Genomic DNA, 20,931 nt, shown 5'->3' with positions numbered 1-20,931 from the left:
CGGCCACCGTCATCGCTTGCGCCAGGGCCATGACGGCACTGCGTCCCAGTGACGTCGTCAGCACTGGCACGCTGGGCGGCACCCGTGACGTTCTGCTCGAACCGGGCCAGCACCTGCAGGTCGCCATCAAGGACATAGAGGAGATCAACAACCATCTGGCATTGGTACTGGAGGCCCCAGCTACCGAAAGCCGTTGGTAGCACTTGCCGTTCGCTCGACCTCGCATTGCATTACGGTGAACCTTCAAGGGATGCCCTGACCGTGTTCGAGGGGGAACAGTCTGCTGCGCGGGGCATCCGGGGCAAGGGGAGCCGCCGTGCAGGTGCTGTATGCAGTCAACTTCGATGTTCAGGACGTCCAGCCGGGCCACGTTTATGAGCGTCTCCGCTGCCATCTCGCCGAGTGGCTCGGTGACCGGGGACGAGTTGAGGCTCCGTCCGTCACCGATCTGGATCGTGACGGACAAGCGATGCTCGCCGGGAAGATCCCAGGCCACGGTGAGCGGAGGGTGGGCTGGGTAGTGGCGGGTGATGAGCGTACCCGTGCACTGCGGATGACTATTCACCAGCCGCTATCTGACGGCCCAGCCGAGTTCGTCACCCGAGTCACGGTGTCCCAGTCAGAGATGGCCGGCAGGCTCAGGGTGGTCATGGGCCGGGAGATTCCCGACGGTTGGATCGCACCGGTGCAGGACCCGACCCTTAAGCGCCCCAACCTGCTGCGGGCAGTGCTTGGGGACCCGGAGCTCGAAGTACGGGTACTCGGTCAGCTCGCTACCGGGCGGTACGAAAGGATTCGGGAGGAAGGGCACGCCACCGTGCTCCTTGAGTCGCTTGCACTGAGCACGCGACTGCCCATCCTCCTGGTGCATCCCAGGGACCAGGCGGGATGGAACATGGCAGCTGACGCCTCAGGGCAGCTCGCAGGACTGGCTCAGGTCGTAACTCTCAACTATGTAACCGCACAGGCCGTCCGCCGAGTTCATCAGCAGGTGGCCGTCCCCAATGGCGGAGCCCGGTTGGTCTGGCCCAACCTTGGCTTGGAGCATCCCGCCTACTCGCGTGAGGAGGTGTCCCAGCCGTCCTTCGTTGGAAGTCGGCTGATGCGGTCACTCGCCCATCTCTCCGTCATCGCCCGGGGCAGTGACACGGCGTGGGATCGGGCGCGTCGGGCCTCGTACCGGGCCGGGGCACGCAAGGCGGAGGAGCAGCTGTCGAGTGCGCAGGCCGCCGGAGACACGGCCTCTCAACTCAAAGCACTCAAGGAGCGTACGCGGCAGCTTGAAGAGGACGCCAAGTCGTGGGAGGACATGGCTCAGAGCTGTATGGAGGAACGCGACAGGGCGCAGTCCGAAGCCGCCGTTGCTGAGGCTCTGCGTCAGGACCGGGACTACTGGAAGAGGCTGTACCTCGACCTGCCGAAGAGCGGGAATGGGCCGTCGGCCGAGTTGGATCCCTGGAGCGCGATCCCGGTCCTTGGAACGGATGCGGTGCCCACTTTCGAAGCTCTCGCTAAGACATCGGAGGAGCGCATCGTGTTTACGGCGAAGGCGCCGCGTGCATGGAAATCCTCTCAGTTCCCGTATCCCCAGGAAATGACCGACCAGTTGATCGCTCTCGCTCAGGCTGCGATGGACCTGTACACAAAGCCCGGCAAGATGCCCAGACTGGACCAGTGGTTCTACGACAACCACGGCCTGAAGTTTGCGAACAGCGATGAGAAGCTCAGCAAGAACAAGGAAAAGCGCTATTTCGAGTTCGACGGCATGCGCAGAGACGGACTGCCGCACATCAAGGTCCGAGACGCTGTGTCGCCTAATGAGGTCGGGCGGATCTACTTCGCCCTCGACCCCGAAAGGAAGCGGCTGATCGTGAACCATGTGGGTCTGCACCTGTAGGTGTCTATGGCGGCCCATAAGTCGCACGTCCTGGAGGAGCCGTCGCCGTGAGGTGCTGCGCTCAGTCTCTGCCCTCGCCCACAGATGGCCTGGATCCAGGCATGACTCCAGCCGGTCGGCCGACCTGGCGCTTCACTCGACTGTCTGGGATCGGCATACTCCAGACCTCACACGTCCGCTGTCGTCCAGCACCGACCGCGCATCTTCGGCGATGTCTCCGCAGACGAGGCCAGGAACAAGATCGAAGCGACCGCGGTACAGAGCGTGTCCGAGCGCGTGTGGCCCATCGTCTTGTCAGAGAAACAGGGGGTCCTGTTGCCCCTCGCCGAGTGGCGGGCAATCCTGGCGCATGAGCTGACTCTCAAGGCGGTGGTGAACGCTGTCGCATCGTCGATCGCGGAGGCACTCGAGGTGAAGGACGCGTACCGCTCGTTCGCCGAAATCAAAGGCTTCTTGCCGGGCATAGAGTCACCCGCCGATTGACGCGGGGCGGATCCACACAGTCTGCATACCGATGCGCACCCATCCCTTGCCCAAGATCCGCCGATCGCCGGGAGTTGCCCCTTCGTGGCCTGATCGCTGGCAGGATTCGGCAAGTAAGCAGCGCGCGTAGGCGCGTTGGAACTGTCGATGCGTGGGGGCGGCATGGCCAGAGGGCCGGAGGTTAGTGACAGCGTCCGTAGGGAGCTCTGGAGACTGGCGAACGGCATGTGCCAGATGTGCCGCAGAGAGTTGGACCCTGGGACCGCCGGACGTATGCCAACGGCCCAGACCGCCCACAATGTGGCGCTCGGCGATCACGGCCCTAGAGCGGATCCGGCTCTGCCGATCCAGGCCAAGAACGGCGTAGCGAACCTCTTGTTGCTCTGCTCGACCTGCCACGACATCGTGGACAAGAACAACGGGAAGTCGTACACCACGGAGGAGTTGTCCAAACTCAAAGCAGAGCACGAGACTTGGACCGCTGCGCTGAGGCAAGCCGGACAGGCGTGGAGGATGAGCTACAGCAGCATCGACTACCTCAATGTGCCGAGGGTCGCCATGCTTCCCGGTGGGACAGTCGTGCAGCAGGCAGCTCAGCGTGTCGGCCTTGACCCAACGCGGCCGTTCTCTGGGCAGGGCTTTGCACCAGGGATGTTCGTTGGGACGGTGCGGCCCGTCTTCGAGTCGTGGCGAGAGCAGGCTGTTCCTCTTGACGAGTTGCGTCTCGGCGCGATCCGGCAGGGGATGTACGTGGCGTTCAACGCCCCGATGCGCAGCCGCAATACGTCCGGTCGGTTTCCCCGCGCGCTCACCGGAGCATGGCAAAAGGACCCCTACCTGTCCTTTCGGTTGGGCGATCGTACGGTCATGATCCGGTATGACCCGCAATGGCTTACCACTGCCACCGCTGGTTCGGATTTGGTCAGCGCAGCAGGAGAGTCAGTCGACTACGCAGGTATCGGGCTTGTCGTAGGCGCATCGGATGATGCGATTCGGATATCTGCACTGTTCTTCGGGAAGCCGCAGACCTCGGAAGGGGCCTTCATGAAGTACGTCCTTCAAAACGACGGCAAGTTCGCAAGAAGCCTCGAGGTCAATGACTTTGAGACTCAGTCGCCGCCGCGAGCGGCGGGATCACGTCAGTCAAGCGCTCCTCGCGAGCTGGGCAACGATGGCGTCGCCGTGGCGCTTCACTTCAACGAACTTGAGGTCGACCCGGGGCAGATTCAACGAGAGACATTCCGGCAACTAATTCGGGTGGTACCGGAGTTCCGACGTGATCTCACCGTCGCCGTAGGAACGATCTTCACCCACTTCGGACTTGCCGCCGGCCTGCCGAAGCTCGTCGATACTGCTGCCGCGCTCCTAGGAGGTGCACCCAAGGTGTGGTCGACCCATTCCATTGACGGCCTGGGCACTCTGCTGGCAGATGTGGAAGTGGCGTTTTCCCTTGTGCGGGGCGTACGCAGAGGTCAGCTTGATGACCTCCATCAAGCGCTCCTGGACGAGTCGGAGAGCTACCTTGGGGCAGTCGAAGTCAACTTTCGGCGTCCCATGCATCAGCGCGTCTATGAGGTGAACCCCCGCTATCGACTCGTTGAGTCGGACCTCCGCCTGCTGTACAGCGCCAGGGAGTATTACGGAGAACTGGGCGACTGGGACCACAGACCGCACGATCTCCTGAACGAGTGGGAAGAGGAAGAGATCTTCAAGGGCGTGAGTTGGGAGGAGGACAAGGAACAGAGCGCCATAGACCTAGGCCAGGCTGAGGACGAAGTGTCCGAGTGGATGGCCATGATGGACCCAGGTGAGTCGCAAGCGGATTGAAGGGTTTCCGCGCACGGAGTATTCAATGAAGCGCGGCGTCCGGATCGACGACGCATCATGAGTGCGTTCATGAGCTGCGTGTCTCAATCTGGCCGGCTGATAGACCGTTCCTGCGTGAGCTTGCATCCTGGACGGTTTTCCCTTTCTCGGCTGACCATACGAGCCACTCTGGCTGAGTCCCGCCCTACCTGAGCCTCCGTTGATCTGCTGCCATGACTGAAAGGTGGCGGGGTCGGCACCGGCGGATGGGGGCGTCATGGGGACATCTACGCGGTGGAAGGGGCCGAACGGCGACCGGTGGAGTTCCGCTGCGAGACGACTGGCGCGGTGGGATGACGAATCGCGCAATGCGGACCAGCAGTTGGAGGAGATCGCCTCAGACCACTTGCGTGCGCTCCGTGAGACGCTCCGTGCCGATCGGTCGGCATTTGGTCTGTACAACACCGCTTGCGCGGCTGGCGAACGGCTCGCCGGAGCGCTGGGCTCGCTGGCCGCGGAGGGCGCGCAGTCGGAGGACGAACTCGTTGCTCGTCTCGTCTCGGAGGTTGGTGGAGACGGAGGCACGCTGGCTGATGCCGCAGTCCGAAGGGGTTTGGCCCAGGCCGTACACGATGTCCGGGACAGGCATCCGGATCTGAATGACGCCATGGCCGCGGCACCCGCAGGCGGTGGCTTCGCCTGGGACATCCTGTGCGATCTCTACCAGGTGTTCTTCGCTGACATGGTGGGGGAGTTCCTCCGGTCTGTTGTCGCCGAGCACGTCAAGCTGGCCGTGCCTGTGCTCGTCGCGACCGATCCGGAGGGCAGGATCGCCGACTGGGTCGCGGAGAAGTTGGTGGACCTGGTGCCGAACCCATGTGAGGAGTGCGCTGAGGCGACGGAACTCGCGGAGGCCGTGGACACCGCGCGGTCGGCAGTGGGCGCTGCGGAGGGCCCTTCCGCCTTACTGCCCAAGATCGCCGAGGCGCTGGTACCGAGGGCGGTCGGCAAGGTGCTCGGGCTGATCACTGAGGAGATCGTCGGCGAAGGGGGAGCTGCAGCATGACGCGTTCTGAGCATTTCCTGTGGTGGCGCGGCCACCGCGCGGACCGGCCTCGCGACGACCGCTGGATGGAGATCGGAGAGGAAGCCTTCCAGGAGGACGAGCGCCACATTACGGGCAGGCATCGCCTACCCGGTCCGGTTCCCGACTGGGCCGAGGACCTGTTCCGTGTCGCCAGGGCCGCGTTCATCGCTGACAAATACGTACGCCGGACCGGTGCGAGAGACCGATGGACGCGTCACATCAGCCTCGCCGTACCCGTCACGGAATACGAGCGATGGCAGAGCGAGGCAATCCGTTCCGAGCTCACCCGGCTCCTCCAGATCCTGACAGGGGATCTCTGGGACATAGACTTCCGGCCCCTTACAGGTCATCAAGTCGAGGAGGCAATAGTTTTCCCCGATGATCCGCGTGCCTCCGAAGTCGCCTTGTTCTCCGGTGGATTGGACTCTGTCAGCTGGGCTGCCACCCGCTCGCGCGCCGTCGACTCCCGACCGCTGCTTCTCGTGATGTTCCGCGAGATCGGCCTGCTGCGTCTGCAGAAGCAGGTGTACAAGGCCGTCGCGGGGCTGGGCGGATCAAGGCCGGCGATGCTGCTACAGATGAGTCAGACCCCGCAGGGCGACGGCTCCGGGCTCCGGCTTGAAACCTCCTCCCGTACACGCGGTCTGCTCTATGCGGCGGGAGCGATCCGTGCCGCTACTGCGCACGGAGTGGCCACCGTCCACATCCCCGAGAACGGCCAGCTCGCCCTCAACCCACCTTTGACCCCCGCACGTTCGGCCGCCTGCTCCACCCGTTCCGTGCACCCGCGGACGCTTGCTCATCTGAACACCCTGGTCAGTGCCATTGCTGAGAGCAGCAGTGCGGTACGGGTGGTCAATCCCTGGGCTCGGCTGACGAAGGGTGAGGTGTGTGCGGCCGGAAGTGATGCCGGCCTCACGCCGTCCGATCTGGCATCCACACTGAGCTGCGGCAAGCCGCCTGCCCGGCGAAGCAGCGGACCGCCCATTGCCAATTGTGGTGTCTGCTTCCCATGTTTGGTACGCCGTTCCGGACTGCTTCACGCCAACGGCACTGACGGCACCCAGTACGAGACGTCGCCGTGGGCGAACGGCCTCCCCTTCGACCGGGGTACAGATTGGCGCGCCCTGCAGCGATGGCTACTCGGCCGGTACACCCTTATGGATGTGGTGACCGACACCCCGTTGCCGCCTGACATGGACCTAACGGCGGCGTTCGACTTGATCAAGCGTGGGCGGGAGGAACTGGCCCAGCTGCTTCGGGTCGCGGACACGGTGGAGGTCGCTGACGTGGCGTAGGCAAGGTAGGGCTCGCGCTACCGACCTTAAGGGTGTCCAGGATGGAGCCTCTGGAATCGGATACTTCAAGACTGACTCAGGCTATGGCCCGCAATGTGGTGGTTGCGGTCCGGCCAGATGGAGGTCCGACAGGATTTGTTGAGCCAGTTCGAAGGGCTGGTTCTGGGGGCCGTGGGGTACGGAGGTGGCGGATTCGAAGCTGCGCTGTGCGGCGAGAGCTCTCGGGCCGACCAGGCCGGTGAGCCGATAGTGCCGCCAGAGAGGGGTGGGCTTGCGGGCGTCGATCACGATGAGGTCGGGACGGCGCCAGATGACCAGCGCCCAGGGGCCGTTGTCGGATCCCGAGCTGGCCCAAGTGCCTACCAGGGGTGCGTCTTCGGTGGCGCCGACCGCTTCGAGGGCCACCAGCGCGGGGTTGTTGAAGCGGCCGGTGATGTGCAGCATCAGCTGTTCATGGCGGTGAACGTCACGATTCTTCTCAGTGAGAGTCCACACGGCGTCGGCGAGGGGGTCGTCCTGGACGACGTCCGACGCCACGTCGAGCACTGCGGCTTGGTCGACGGACGGCCCGAAGGCTGCGTCGAGCAGCGCGGCGTACTCCATGATGTACGCGGGATCTGCAGCGGGTAGCAGATGATCGACAGCCTGGGCGGCTTCATTGAAGGCCAGTGTCTCCGGGGTGATCTCGTAGCGCGGTGCGTGGCTTCTTAGCACGGCGAGGGCGACCGCCGCGAGGCTTCCGACCTGGGGCTCGATCCGCTCGGGGAGATCGCGGCGATCCAAGGCCCGCACGGCGCGGGAAAGCAGCGGCAGCCAGCCGGTGTCCCCCAGAGGCCAGGCGCCCGCCGCCACGGTCCACAAGGTCAGCCGTACGACGAGCATGCGTTCCGGAGGTCCCAGGTCCGCGGCGAGGTCAACGAGGCGTTCCACCCAGCGCCTGTATCTGCGGCGAAATTCTTGGTTGGTGCTGTGTAGGTCGGGCAGCGAACCAGTGACCTCTGCGGCAGCGGCCGCCGTGGGATCAAGTTCCGCTGCCACCGCCTCGGTGCTTTCGCCGTCGAGGGCAGCCTCGATGTCGTCGGTGAATCGCTCGTCCCAGGAGACCGGCAACAGGTCCTGAAAGGGTGTGCCGGTGCTGGCCGGCAGGGGGATCCCTAGCGCGAAGCGCGCGAGCGGGTGTCCGACGCGACCGGCACATTCGTCCAGGTAGCGCTCCCAGCCGTCCTCGTAGCCGTCCCTCGTGACCATCACGGATGTGCCGCTGCTGTTGCTCGCGGATGCGCCCGCAGGGGCGGGTACCAGTCCCGTACGGAGGGTGGCCAGGTCCCCCAGAAAGCGTTCGGCGAGCCGGAGGTCCGCAAACAGGTCTGGCGGCTGTGTCGTGGGGGCCTGCGACTGGGCCGGGGTCATCCGACGCAGCGCACGGTCGGGATCGACGACGAACACGATGTTGCCGAACGTCGGTATGCCGTCGCTGTCGACGACCACCAGACGTGCGCGGCTGCCTGCATCCGCCGGAGCCGTGACCATCAGCGTGGTCTGCCTGGGCGGGACGTCGGCGACGCGCTCCCATGCCTCCGGAGGGGCCGCTGCCGGAGACAACTCCAGGTGAGCGGCGTCGGACAGAGGCCGGGCCATGCTGATCTCCAGGCCGCCTGCCACGCGTAGGGCGCCGAGCAACAAAGGTCCACTGCTCGCAACGGGGCGGGGGAGTGGCGCGGCCGTGCGCAGCTGGGCGGCGGGCTCGTCGACGCCGTGCGGAAGGAGGGTGACGGCGATGGGGGCGATGATGCCGAGTTCGCAGTTGCCACCTTCACCTTGGGGGCGCAGCAGGGCTGCGGCGGAGAGGTTCGGACTGCCCGTCAGGGCCCATCGCTGCCCTCCGGACGTCCACTCGATGAGCTTCCCGTGGCGGTACCGCTGATCGCCGTCTCTGACGACGCGACCGTCGTACTCCTGAACCAGAGCGGCGACCGAAGGACCGTCGAGGTCGCTAAGCCCTGGCTGGTAGACGAGAGTGAATCGGCCTGGACGGAAGCGTTCGAGCAACTTCCGCAGAGCCAGGGAACGGTGATCGTGGAAGGGTGCGAACACGGCCAGTTCGTCGACCGGCCCGTGCGGCAGCTGCTCGATGATGGGCGAGCGCAGGCTATTGACGATCCGGACGTCCGGGGCGATGGCAGTGCTGTCGAGGTGGAGACGGTCAAGGTGGACCGCGACTCGGCCCAGGGCCTGCGGCACACGGGCAGAGAATCGGACCTTCTCCGGCAGGTCGCGCAGCCATTTCGACAGGTCCGGCACGGCGGCGGGACTCTGACTGCTGTTTACCCGCAGTACCGTCCACAGCTCGGCGTTGGCCTGCCAGCCGGCCAGGGTGGTGTTACCGGAACCGAGGGCAATGGTGGCGTGATCAGGTCCGGCCAGCACCATCAGCTTGGGATGGAACGCCGCGCCACCTGCGTAGGCCAGACCAGCCAGATAGCTGCGACCGGCCCGCCGCACGGACCGCGGATCGTTCCGGGCCATGGAGACGTCCCCCGCCACCGTGACGCGAGCCCCGGTGGCCTGGGCGACGCCGAGGGCGACTTCCTCGAAGAAGCCGAGATCGGCGGTGAAGCTGAGGAAGAGCGCTTCCTCCAAGTCCTGGCCACCGATGCGCTCCTCGTCGAGGAGGAGAGACAGCGGTGAGGCGAACATGGCAGGCGGTTCAACTCCCGGTTCTGGTGCGATCTCACTCAATGAGAGCCCTCCCCCTATCGGTCACCGACCAGTGCTGGTCCTGGTAGTGCAGTACGCCGCAGGTGGCCAGAACCGTCCCAAGCTGGTCCAGGCGCAGGCCGACGTCACCGCGCCCCTCCTGACTCGTCCGGTACAAGAGTCCGCCGCGCTCGTGTAGCCGAGTCGGCAGCCACATAGTGCCGTCTGCACGACGGCGGGCCTTGGCCAGCGCGATGCGCTGCGACCGCGCCACCAGGTCGTGGGTGAGACGGCGGGCGACATCGCGGAGTTTCATGGGCCGTGCTTCGTCAAGCCGCCGATGAACCCATTCCGGGCCGAGCTCGATGCCGCGCTGGCCGAGGAATGAGTCCCGGAATCGGCCGGTGAGTTCGTCCACTCGGCGCGCGTTAGTGGCGAGTACCCGCAGCTCGGCGAGGGGCAGGGCTTCACCCGCCCACCGCAGGTCGTGCTCAGCGGGCAAAGGCGCACCATCTCTGCTCTGCGTCGCAGGAAGAGAGGACAGGAACGCAGTCACCGTTACGTCGGGCAGCTGCTCGGCGAAGCGGTCGGCCAGCTCCTCGACCGATATGAGTCCGTCGACCTGCTCCACCAGCCAGGACCACAGACGACGCCATGCTCCTACGGAGTAGTTCCGCAGAACCACTCCGCGCCAGGCAGTCACGGCGTCGATATCGCTGGTCACGACATCCGTGGTCAGGAAGTCACCGAAGGCGAGGACATGACCGACGTCCCGCGTGAAGTGGACGACGGGATGTGTGGCAACTACACGACACAGCAGCTGAATCGTCTGCCGTCGCGTCACCGAACGGGAGCCTGCCTCTGCTGATGAGATGGGCTTGCACATCAGGTTGGCCAGCCATGTCCCGTCAGGATGGTCATCACCAGCGCACACGCACAACTGGCCCCCGAGCGAGGCTAGGTCATCCACGTGAAGCGTGTCCTCGGCGGCGAGCTCGAGCAGTTCGCCGAGTCCGTCACGCACGGCCGCCCTGTCGAGCCGCGGTCCGGGTGCCGGCATGGCCCCGGGGCTGAGGATGCCGAGCGCGACCTCGGATCCGGCGTACGGGCCCCAGAACCCCCAGGAGTTGCGTACGTACCCGTCTTTGCCGGGGACCTCGGCCTCGGCCATCGTGACGTTGCCCGTGTGTAACCGTCTGGCCAGGGCATCGACACCGTGAGCGCGCGGGAGCCGCTCCAAAGCTTGTGGATGATGCGCGAACGACACGGCTGCCAGCGCCACTTCCGCACGGCGCAACAGCACCTGGGTAATCGGAGCCGTCAGACCGTTCTCTTCGGCGTGCGTCGCAACCAGTCCGTGCAGGGCGTAGTAGCGCGCATGCGGCGTAACAGCAGTCACTCCCGGCACAAGACGATCGACCATGCGCATCACGTGCCGCTCCACCGAGAGCGGGTAGCGGCCCGCGGCGACATCCAGCCCCGGGCGACTCCACCCTGGTCCCTCCACTAACCCTGCCGCTGTCCCAGCCTCGTCAAGGGCGGGCACCTGCTCAGCCATTAGGCACTCCATTCGACGCGTACGGGCTCCTGGGCTGCGGCGAGGGCGCCGTCGAAGTCGGCGAGGCGTTCGGCGAGGGTGGCGGTGGCGATGCGGGGAGGCACGGCCACCGAGAACTTCAGGCCGCGCACGGCGCGAGGGTCGACGGTGGGAAGTGTGAGGGAGTCGGGGAGTTCGGCGCGGGCGGCTTTCCAGTCTGAGAGTGACAGGTCCTGGCGGAGCCGGATGTGGGTGTCGGTGGGGCGCTGCACCGGGTCGGCGAGGTTGCCGAGGGAAGAGGCGAGGGTGGCGTTTGCGCGGTAGCCGGCCCAGGTCCACCAACGGGCGGCGTCTGCGTCTCGGACCAACAGGGTGCTCGCCGGATGTACTTCGTGGGGTGCGCGGTCCATGCGAAGTTCGGCGAGGGTTGCTGTGGCGCGGCGGGTGAGCTTGACGGCGGGGTCGGTGCCGAGCAGAACATCGCGCATGGCTCGGGTCAGTGCGTACGAGAGACCGCGGGCCTCGCTGCCCTGCCATTTGGCGACGCCACCGTCCTCGACCGGTTCGACGAAGGCGCGGCGCCGTGCCCAGTCGATGAAGGTGACCTGCCAGCTGCGGCCGGCCAGGAGCAGCCGCCGTGGTCCCTGGCGCTCCTCAGTGAGGACGGACGGGTCCGTGGTGCCGATTTCGGTGCGCCCGGCGAGCACGGTGAACTCGGGGGGAGCGGTGAAGGAGGCGGTCAGCTCCATGAAGTGGCGTCGGCCGAAGTGCTTTTCGGCCTCGGGGCCGATGAACAGCATGCCGCCGTCGCTGTCGAGGAAGCCCTCGGATACCAAGTGCGCCAGGAGGGGAGCGGCGGAGCGGTCGAAGGGCGCCAGGCCGTTCCAGTGCTCGGGCCACAGACGGTCGCCCATGCGATGTTCCTGCAGGGTGACAGCGAGGAGTTGTTGGGCGACGAGGTGGCGGGGTGAAGGTGGCGGGGTGACGGGTTCCACCCAGTCGCGGGCCCAGAGGGAGAGCAGGCCGGCTGCTTGGAGCAGCATGTCGGGGCGGGTAGCGAGGAACAGGCAGTTGCGGGATGTGCCGGCGCGGCGCCCGGTGCGGCCGATGCGCTGCAGGAAGGAGGCCACGCTGCCGGGGGAGTCGATCTGGATGACGCGGTCGAGGTCGCCGACGTCGATGCCGAGCTCCAGGGTGGATGTGGAGACGATGACGCAGTCGCGGGCTTCCGCGAACGCCTGCTCGGAGCGGGCGCGTTCGTCGGTGGAGAGTGAGGCGTGAGAGAGGAATACGGTGACGTCGCGGGCGCGGAGTGCGGCGCCGAGTTCCTCCACCTGTTTGCGGGAGTCGCAGAAGACGAGCCGCTTCTCGCCCTGGTGCAGAGCAGAGATCACCTTGGCTGCGTTGGTGAGAGAGCCGACGTAGTCGAGCTCCACTTCCCCTGCGGGGCGCGGGAGTTTGGTGGCACTCGCGGCGTCGGTGGTTGCGGGCAGGGTGACGCCGGGCGCGACGACCCGGCCGGGCCGGTCGGCGGGGCGTGCGCCCTGAAGCCAGGTGAGGAGCGTGTCGGGATTGCCGACTGTGGCGGAGAGGCCGACGCGCTGGATGCGATGGCCGGCCAGTCGCTCCAAGCGTTCCAGTACGGCGAGCAGGTGCCAGCCGCGGTCGTCCCCGGCGAAGGCGTGCACCTCGTCGACGACGACAGCCCGTACCCCTCCCAACATGTGGGCGTGGTCGGTCTTGACGCTGATCAGCATCGCTTCGAGTGACTCGGGCGTGGTGAGCAGGAAGTCGGGGGAGTCGGTGCGGATGCGGCGGCGTACGGACTCGGGGGTGTCGCCATGCCAGAGGGCGGCTCGGCGGCCGAGCCACTGGGCGTAGGAGTCGACGCGGTGAATGAGGTTGTTCAGGAGGGCTTTGAGGGGACACACATAGAGCACGCTCGTGCCCTGCCAGTGGTGACGGTTCATGCGTGTCAGCAAGGGGAAGGCGGCCGCTTCTGTCTTGCCACCCGCGGTCGGGGCCAGAAGGAGCGCATCCTCGCCGCTCAGGAGCGGGGCGACCGCCTCCTCCTGCAACGGCCGGAGCGAGCGCCAGCCGAGGGAGTTGACGATGTGGTGCCCCAGTACGGGATCCAGGTGGTCGAAGGCGTCCGCCGACGCTGTCATGGCAGGTCCAGGTCCAGGTCCAGGTCCAGTTCCACGTCGCCCGCGCCCGTGGCGGCGTTGCGCTCGTTCTCGCGAAGCTCGCCGATGTGCAGCGTGAGCGCGTAATGCCTGCGGGGGTCGAAATCGTCGAACTCGTCCACCCGATCCAGTACATCGGAGACAAGTTTGCGCAGGTAGAGGCGGGGTGCGAGACCGACTTTCCCGCCGAGGGAACCAGTCAGCGCACCTGCCAGTTCATCCAGGTAGGCGTCGTCGACACGCGCCCTCAACGCCTCCGGGTTTCGGGCGCTGACAGCGTAGAGATCGCGCACCTTGCGGCCGAGTTCTCCCAGCGAGGTCAGGTCGAAGCCGGGCAGACGCAGTTGTACGGCACGGGGCGAGTCGAAACGGGGGTCCGTGGTGAAGTCCGTCGCCAGACGCTGGGCGAGCGGGGTGAGGCGCTGCACCCCCTGCTGTCCGTCGTAGAAGGCGGGGGTGCCGGTGATGACGAGGAAGAGACCGGGGAAACGGCCGGCGTCGATCTCGTCGAGGACCTGACGCAGCGCGTTGAGTGACTTCTCCCGTACGTCGCCGCGGACCCGCTGCAGGGTTTCAACCTCGTCTAGGACCAGGAGTAGTCCGGGATGCCCGCAGTCCCGGAGGACCGTGAGCAGTCCCTGGAGGAAACCGAGGGCGGCAAAGTGGTCCAGGTCGCCGCGGATACCGGCGGTTCGTTTCGCGGCGGCCGCTACTGAGCGCTGTCCCGCCAGCCAGGCGATCAGTGCCTCGGCGTGGGCCCCGTTGCCGTCCGCTACCGCTTGGCGGTAGCCGCGCAGGGCGGCGGAGAATGAGGGGGTGGTGCGTGCGACGTCGGCCAGTCTGCGTTCCAGCAGTTCATCGACGGCTTTGGCGAGACCCTTCTCGTCGTCGTCGGCGAGCTCCCCGGTGCCGAGGACCTCCTCCTCCAACGCGTAGAACCATGAGTCGACGATTGCGCGGAGCGCGGACGGCGGGTGGGTGGAGGTGGTGAGCCGCTCGACGAGCCGCCGGTACACCGTCTCCAAGCGGTGCAGCGGCGTCTCCGTCTCGGAGATCTGGACCTCGCTGACGGCCAGTCCGCGCCGCTTGGCACGTTCGGCGAGCCATCGGGCGAAGAACGTTTTGCCGGAGCCGTATTCACCGCGTAGAGCGTGGAAAGCGGAGCCGCCGCGCACGACGGTGTCCAGATCGATGTCGAGACTGGACTCGAAGCGCTGCAGGCCGACTGCGAACAGGCCGAGACCGGACTGCGGCACAGTGCCGCGCCGCAGTGCGTCGATGACGTCTTTGCGGCGGGCGGCGCTGACATCAGGGCTGTTCACGGTGTGTCTCCCAGGAACTGCTGCTCGAGCAGCGCCTTGTCGAGCTGGACGGTGCGGCCAGACTCCACGAGACGGAGCACGGCGTAGCCGTCCACATTGAGCAGGCGTTCCAGAACGGTGGCGAAGCGTTCAGGGTTGCGTTGCGACCGACCGGTGGCGGATTGGGCCGCGGCGGTCACGGCCGCCGGCGACAGCTTGCCGCCGGCCTGTGCCAGCGCGTCGATGACGGCGGCGACGGCCTTCTCGGGAGGCGCGAGACGTACGAACTCGCGCTGCGCCGCGTAGGCATCGCTCTGCACGGTCCGTTCACCTAGCGTGCCCTGTCCGGGGACGGGGAACATACCGGGATCCTGAGCAGTACTCCGGCCTGCCGGGGGGAGGTCCTCCGCGACGGACCGCGTCCTGCTCCCCAGCCACCAGGAAGGGTGGGTGCGCTCGGTCGGCAGCAGTGTCCAGCCTGACGGCACCGGGCCTTCCGCGGGTACCAGGGCGATGACCGGGACGACGGTCTCGGCGAGCGATGCGCCGCCGTGGTATCCAGCCTTCCGGGAGGCGTAGCGCAGCTCTTCGCGCCATGGCAGAGTGACCCGGCCGCCCGGGGTGAGGACACGCGGACCGGTCAACTCCACCTCGCCGTCGCCCGCGGTTCCGGTGCGCCAGCGGTCCCCGCCCGAGCCGCCCGCATTGTCCACCACGGGCCGCGGACAGTTGCGCGGTGTGCGGTCCAGGACGTGACCGTGGTCAGAGACGAGCAAGACGGGGCGACCGTGGTCCCGGGCGGCGTTAAGCAGGTCGGGCAGTTTGGCGATGTCGCCGATCCGCCATCTGCCGCGCGCCGACTCCCGGCCGTCGTCCAGAGCGTCGTCGATGGTGTTCAAGATCACGCCGACCACGTCGTCGGAGGCGAGCGCCTGAACTAGTTCCGGGCTGAGCCGATGCCCGGGCAGTCCTTCGAAGGTGCCCTTGTGGAACAGCTGGGCTTCGCGCCGCCGCTTCTTCCAAAAGCTCTCGAAGCCAGAGCGCTCCACGCTCTGGCCGCCTTCGGTGGCTTTTCCGCATAGCAGGGAGGTCCGGCTGATCCGGGTGACCGACGGGAACATCGACACGGCTGCCTGCCGACTCGCCTCACGTCTTGCGCCGGGCTTCGATACCACCTCGGTCCACACCCGGCGGTCCAGTCCGTCGGCCAGGTCGACAGCTACGTCGGCGCTCATGCCGTCCAGTATGAGGATTAGCGGCCTCCCACCGTCACGGGCGAGCGCGGCGGCGGCCTCACCGAGGACATCCTCGATGAGCAGTGCGCCGCCAGGCGCCTGCTGGCAGGCGCCCTCCGTCCATAGGGCAAGGGCCCGGGCGAACTCCTCGTCCATCAGATCCCGGCGCTTACGAACCTTTCCGATCAGGCGGTGGTAGGAGTCGGAGAGCGCAGCATCACGTGAGGTGTCCCCCTCGGCCAGCACACCGACCGCTAGGTCGGCCCACGCAGTCGAGGCAATGTGGTCCTGGACGGCCTGTGGCACCGAGTCCACCTGAGTCTTCGGCGTGTTCAGCCATCGCACCAGCCGTACTGCGATGTGGGCGCGGTCCGTGGAGTCGGCGGTCAGGGTGGCGAGATGGTGATCCTCCAGCACACGCAGTGCGGCCTCGGCGTGCGCGGCGCGCCCGTGTAGAGCGTCGGAGAGCGCCTGCAGGCGAGCGCGGTACCCGGACGGCAGCAGCCGGTCGGCGCCGATAAGTTCGGCCAGTCGGGAGTCCGCGGCGAGCTGGTCCGCGCGTTCGAGGACGGTGAGGACACGGTTTCGGGCGTCGCCGTGGTGGGGTCCTCCGCTCTCGGCCTGCGCGATCCACCGAGTGACGACGCCGGTCGCCGCCTCCGAGAACGGTCCGAGCGCGGCGAACGAGGACAGCGCGTTGCCGAACAGTGTGCCGAGGGCGAATCCGGCGGCCTCGGCCGACTGCGAGGACAGCGCGGCTGAGGCGAGTACGCCCAGGGGAAGCGCGTCGCGGCCTCGTCCGTCCGCGGCCAAGGCGAGCAGGGTGGGGGCGGCCGGGCCGACGGTCTTGCCGAGCCAGTCACCGAGGCCGTTCCGTTCGGTGGCGGGCAGAGCCGCGAACAGTGCGGGACCGGCCGTGCTGCGGCTCCATGCGAAGAGGGCGTCGGCGTCCAGGTCGAGGCTGTCGGCCCGGATGTCGCCGAGACCGAGTCGGGCCGCGATCAGCGCCTGGACAGCCCGGTCCCGGGTCAGCACCGTGCCGCCGCGCGGCCAGCCGTCCACCGGTTCGGCTTCGAGGAGCGCGTCGAGCAACCAGGCTTCGCCGACCATACGGGCGTCGAGGTCGGTGGCGCCGAACAGCTGCTTGACGATATCAATCCGGTTGATGCCGAGCGGGCGCTGCCGTACTGCGTGCGCCCGCACGTCCCAACCGAGTTGGCCGGCGGGGACACCTCCGGTGACGACCAGCACGCTGTTGTCGTCGCGGTGCTCCGCACGATGGTGCTGCCAGGCGTCGGAGACACCGAGAGGAGAGCTCTGGCTGCTGATCACGACGTGTCGGGAACCGGTGTCGGTCTTCACCGTGAACTCCCGGTCCTGGTCGCCTCCTTCGAACTCTGCGTCCACGAGGAGCAGACGCTTCTCACTGCCCGCGGAGAGTTCGGTTTCCAGGAGTACTTCGACAGCACGACGGCCGACGGTGGGGCGGGCGGCCATCAGGCGGTCTCTCCGGGGAGCTGCTCTTCGCTGTGCACCGGACGCCAGACGATTTCCAACGGCACGTCGGGGTGCGCAGAACGGAAGATCTCGATCTCTTGCTGGACGGTGGCCAGTTTGTCGGCGAGTACGCGTTCCAGGGCAGTGGCCCCGGGGGCGAGCACGTGTCGGGCCGCCCTTGCCATGCCGGGTGCAGACGGGCCGGGCTTCTCCTCCGGAGTCGGGCCGGCGTGGATGGAGGGCACCACAGGGTTGCCTTGAGTCGACAGCGAGACCTGCTCGGCGGTGGGGGGCACGACGGGCGGAGCGGGTGTGCGTTCCACCTTCAGCGCTGTGTCGAGGATCGCCATCGCGTCCTCCCGGACGGTACCGAGGACCGACCCGAGAGACCGCTCGAGCTCCGGGGCACGGGCTGCCTCGCCGATCTCCGTGAGCAGGCGGCGGGCGCGGTCGCCGACCGAGTCGTCCCGCCCGGACAGATCACGGACGCTGGTGAGGAGCCGCCAGTCGGTGTCGTCGAGGGCGGTGAGGAGTTCGCCAGCGCTGTTCATGGTGACCGAGAGGCCACGGTCGTCGCCGTCGCAGGTGGCGGAGGCGAGCTCCCGGACGAGGCCGGTGGCGTCCTTGGTGTGCCGGGTGAGACGGGCGAGAATGGTGTTGGCTTCGCGCAGCAGCTCGGTGCGTGGGTGGTCCTGAGTGTCGTCCAGCCCGAGCAGGGCAGCGTGGCGTTCCAATGAGGCACGGACTCCGGCGACGGACTTCTCCCAGCCTCCGGCACCACTCTCTCCCTCTGCCTTCTTCAGAACCTCTTCGGCCAGCTTGTTCACGTTCCGGGCGAACAGTGCGGGCTTGGCGTGGACGCCGAAGAGACGGGCGGCCCGGTCCCGTGCCTGGGCGTACTCCTCCTCGCTCGGCAGCGGCTGCGCGCGCAATGCCCAGCTGGCACCGATCTCCGCGAGCGGCGGCGCACCTTGCGATGGGCCGGAGTGGAAGGCCCAGGCCCGGTCGTCGAGCAAGGCGTAGGTGGCGATCACCAGGTTGGTGAACTGCTTCTCGAGACCGCTGTAACCGAGATCCTTGACGATCCACCGGCGGATGGACTCCACAGGCAGCAGGGTGGTGTCCTTGGTCTCCTCGTCACGGGCCGCGGCCTGGTTGATCCGGGTACGCCAGTCGGCACGGAGCACCAATGGCCCGTCGTGTACGGTGCCCAGTTCCAATGGCTCCACGATGCGCTTGACCGTGCGCAGGTGAAGCGTGTCGACGTCGATCCGACCCCCGTTGTCCATGGCCCGGGTGATCCACTCGAGAGCGGTCTTGATCTCGCCGGGAGCGACGGCCTTGGGTAGCCCTGTTTTCGGATCGTTGCCGAAGTCCGGGTGCTGAGGGTGTAGTGCGGTGAACAGTCCGTCGGCGAGATGCCCCACGTTGTCGGCGAATGGCTTGGCGCCCTCGGGCCTGGGTCGCTGGAACTTCGGCTCCAGGGACAGTACGTGTTCTCCCTCGGGGACCTCCGCACCCACGGTCCCGTCTTTGACCGAGGCGATGCCGTAGACCTCGGCGAGGGCACTGGTCAGCGTACGGGCGAGGGTCTCGCGGCCCAGCTCCAGCTGACGGCGGGCCTTGGCCCGGTCGTCCGGCGGGTAGTTGCGGGTGTACTCGGCGAGTCGGTCGCGTTCGAGAAGGAACAGGATCCGCATCAGGCGGCCGAGCTGCGCCTTGCGCTGCTCGGAGAAGAAGTCCGGCAGCCATACCAGGGTGGGCGCCTGGTATCCGTCCTTCACCAGGTCCTTGACCCGCTGGTAGTCGAAGCTGGGGAAGTAGGTTTCCTCATCGAAGGGGTAGTCGACGATGAACCGGACGTTGCCCTCGGTTGCCGGAGTGAACTGCTCGTCCGGTACGTCGCGCGGATCGCGGACATTGCCGAAGACGAACTCGGCGGTCCGCCGGGTGCCCCGCCAGATGATCTCCTTCTCGGCAAGCAGCTTGCCGTCCTTGACGCCGAGCTCCTCCCACAGCCGGTCGCGCAGCCACACCCGGCGCACACCTGCCTTGTCCTCACCGGCGACGAGATCGAGCAGCGGTTCGACGTCCAGGTCCGACAGATGGAGGGAGAAGACCGGGTCGCCCTCACCCTCGGAGCGCAGCTCGGTGGGGAACTCGGCCTGAAGTGCACGCATCCGCTCGATGACCTTGTCCTTGACAGGCACCGTCCGGGAGCGCACCGAGCCGTGGTTGAGTGCGGCGAGCCGGCCACCGGTCAGTCGGCGCAGCGCCGGCACGTCGGGTGCAAGGGCCGCGAGGAGCAGTGTCTTTACGAACCGGTCGTCGGCCAGGAAGTCCTCGTGGTCGGGGGAGCCGTACTTCTCGAGCAGGTGCTGACGGGCCTTGGTGTGGAAGGTCCGGGCGGACTCCGCCTCATGCTTGAGCTTGTCGGTGAAGGCCGCACCGGTACCGTCCACGAGGACGTCCCACAGGTCACCAAGCGGCACCAGCTGGCCGAGGGCGGATCCGGCGTTCTTCTCCAGGAGCTGCTGGACCAGCTTCAGACCGGTGCGTTCACGCTGCAGTGCACCGGAGAGTGCAACCAGGACGTTGAGCAGAGCCGGCGACAGCGGGTACACGGCCCGGAAATCTTCCCAGCTCGCGTGAGTGGCGCCGCCGTCGTCGAGCAGGACGTCCTTGACCAGCTGGCTGGACCGGTCGATCCCGGAGAATGCCCGGTCCAGCGTGGCCTCCTGGCCCTCGCGCGGTTTGAGGACCCGCTCCTTGATGATGTCGGGGAGGTTGCGGTCCTCCAGGTTGACGACGCTGACCCGCTCCTTGAGGTACTCAAGGGCCTGCTCCATGTTCTTCACGTCTGAGCCGAGGATGTCGGAGCCGACGAGCTGGGAGAGGTCCCGCTGGCGGGAGATGAAGGAGATGATCGGCACCGGCCGGTCAGCGTTGGACGATTCGATCAGTTTGACCAGCTTCTGGATCTCGTCGTTGACGAAGGTCCGCTCCCGCATCCGGGCCTGGAGCCAGAGGATCAGCTCGTCGAGGAAGAGCACCACCCCGTCGTAGCCGTGGTCACGGGCATGACGGCTGATGGCGCTGAGTCCGTCGTCCAGCGAGATGAAGGAGGCGGCGTCGCCCTGCGCACTGCTGGTGTACGACTTCATCGGGCCATTGATCAGGGCTGCGACCAGGCCGGTCCGTTGCGCGTCGCCGGGGGGCGCCGCGAAGGCGGCGTCGAGCAGCTCCTTGTTCCATCCGGAGACGGGGGTGGAACCGATCGGCGCGAGGCCGTCACCGTCCGGGGCGACCGGTTGCGCGGTGGAGCTCGAAGTGACGGCGGGCAGAAGGCGTACGAAGGCTTCGTCGCCGAGCGTCTCGCGCATGGACCTGGCGTCGGCCAGCAGGAAGTCGTCCTTGTAGACGGCAGGCAGGGACTCGCCCGGGCGCAGCGCGCGGAACGCGTCCACGTAGCCGCCGAGCAGGGCGGAGTCCAGGTTGGCGGCGCCGACCAGGTGGTACGGCACCATCAAGAACTTCTTGCCCGGCAGCCAGTCGTCGTGCTCGGCGACCACCTCGCGCAGCCGGGGCTTGTTCCTTACCGCGGGTTCGCCGTTGAGGACGGCGTGCAGGACGGTGAGGAAGTGGCTCTTACCGGCGCCGAACGATCCGTGCAGATAAGCCGCGTGGGACTTGTTCTTCTTTACGGCGCTGCGGACCAGCCGCAGCGCCGTATCGAACTCCTTCCGCAGCTGTTCGGTGACCACGTACTCCTCGACCGAACCGGCTGCGGAGCCGCTGAACCCCTTCGACAGTTCGACCTTGAAATCGCCGGCGAGGACGTCCTCCTTGATGTCGAGGACGTCTCTCAGCGTGATCTCACTGCCCATGGCCATTCGTCGCTCCCGCT

At 67.0% G+C, this 20,931-nt stretch carries 12 protein-coding genes; 6 read left to right on the top strand and 6 right to left on the bottom strand.

From position 1 onward, the window contains the following. The first annotated feature begins 29 nt into the window (after positions 1-29). The 6 genes from ABZ953_RS32985 (at position 30) to ABZ953_RS32960 (ending at position 6,571) form a co-directional block, all read left to right on the top strand. Positions 30-200, top strand: a complete 171-nt coding sequence (locus tag ABZ953_RS32985; RefSeq protein ID WP_361731818.1) for a hypothetical protein — start codon at positions 30-32, stop codon at positions 198-200. A gap of 116 nt (positions 201-316) precedes the next feature. Next, positions 317-1,897: a hypothetical protein gene (locus ABZ953_RS32980; RefSeq protein ID WP_361731815.1), complete on the top strand. Its 1,581-nt coding sequence runs from the start codon at positions 317-319 to the stop codon at positions 1,895-1,897. Between the two features lie 264 nt (positions 1,898-2,161). Beyond that, positions 2,162-2,380: a hypothetical protein gene (locus ABZ953_RS32975; RefSeq protein WP_361731812.1), complete on the top strand. Its 219-nt coding sequence runs from the start codon at positions 2,162-2,164 to the stop codon at positions 2,378-2,380. A 273-nt stretch (positions 2,381-2,653) separates the two neighbouring features. Next, positions 2,654-4,207: a hypothetical protein gene (locus ABZ953_RS32970; protein ID WP_361731809.1), complete on the top strand. Its 1,554-nt coding sequence runs from the start codon at positions 2,654-2,656 to the stop codon at positions 4,205-4,207. 361 nt (positions 4,208-4,568) lie between these two features. Continuing rightward, the gene (locus tag ABZ953_RS32965; protein ID WP_361731806.1) at positions 4,569-5,252 is read left to right on the top strand and encodes a hypothetical protein; all 684 of its coding nucleotides are present in this window, start codon (positions 4,569-4,571) and stop codon (positions 5,250-5,252) included. Next, entirely contained in the window at positions 5,249-6,571 is a 1,323-nt protein-coding gene (locus tag ABZ953_RS32960) for a hypothetical protein (protein WP_361731803.1), read from the top strand. The genes ABZ953_RS32965 and ABZ953_RS32960 overlap by 4 nt, the downstream gene beginning before the upstream one ends. Before the next feature lie 81 nt (positions 6,572-6,652). Here the strand turns inward: ABZ953_RS32960 and ABZ953_RS32955 are convergent, their stop codons facing one another. Genes ABZ953_RS32955 through ABZ953_RS32930 form a run of 6 tightly spaced genes read right to left on the bottom strand, consistent with a single transcriptional unit; the run spans position 6,653 to position 20,917 of the window. Beyond that, positions 6,653-9,310, bottom strand: coding sequence for a hypothetical protein (locus tag ABZ953_RS32955; RefSeq protein ID WP_361731801.1), 2,658 nt, complete (start codon positions 9,308-9,310; stop codon positions 6,653-6,655). Continuing rightward, positions 9,303-10,826 carry a hypothetical protein gene (locus ABZ953_RS32950; protein WP_361731798.1) on the bottom strand — a complete coding sequence of 508 codons (1,524 nt, stop codon included), beginning with the start codon at positions 10,824-10,826 and terminating at the stop codon, positions 9,303-9,305. Before ABZ953_RS32950 ends, ABZ953_RS32955 begins: the two co-directional genes overlap by 8 nt. Continuing rightward, positions 10,826-12,973 (bottom strand): DEAD/DEAH box helicase, encoded by a 2,148-nt coding sequence (locus ABZ953_RS32945; protein WP_361731795.1) that lies wholly within the window; start codon positions 12,971-12,973, stop codon positions 10,826-10,828. Before ABZ953_RS32945 ends, ABZ953_RS32950 begins: the two co-directional genes overlap by 1 nt. Then, positions 12,970-14,313 carry a BREX system ATP-binding protein BrxD gene (brxD, locus tag ABZ953_RS32940; RefSeq protein ID WP_361731793.1) on the bottom strand — a complete coding sequence of 448 codons (1,344 nt, stop codon included), beginning with the start codon at positions 14,311-14,313 and terminating at the stop codon, positions 12,970-12,972. The genes ABZ953_RS32945 and brxD overlap by 4 nt, the downstream gene beginning before the upstream one ends. Further along, positions 14,310-17,024, bottom strand: coding sequence for a BREX-2 system phosphatase PglZ (gene pglZ / locus ABZ953_RS32935; RefSeq protein ID WP_361731790.1), 2,715 nt, complete (start codon positions 17,022-17,024; stop codon positions 14,310-14,312). The genes brxD and pglZ overlap by 4 nt, the downstream gene beginning before the upstream one ends. Further along, entirely contained in the window at positions 17,024-20,917 is a 3,894-nt protein-coding gene (locus ABZ953_RS32930) for a hypothetical protein (protein WP_361731787.1), read from the bottom strand. Before ABZ953_RS32930 ends, pglZ begins: the two co-directional genes overlap by 1 nt. Positions 20,918-20,931 lie beyond the last annotated feature (14 nt).

This window comes from Streptomyces sp. NPDC046465 (genome assembly GCF_040646035.1).
Classification (GTDB): Bacteria; Actinomycetota; Actinomycetes; order Streptomycetales; family Streptomycetaceae; genus Streptomyces.
Note: the sequence above shows the minus strand (reverse complement) of the source record. Positions and strands in the feature narration are given on the sequence as shown.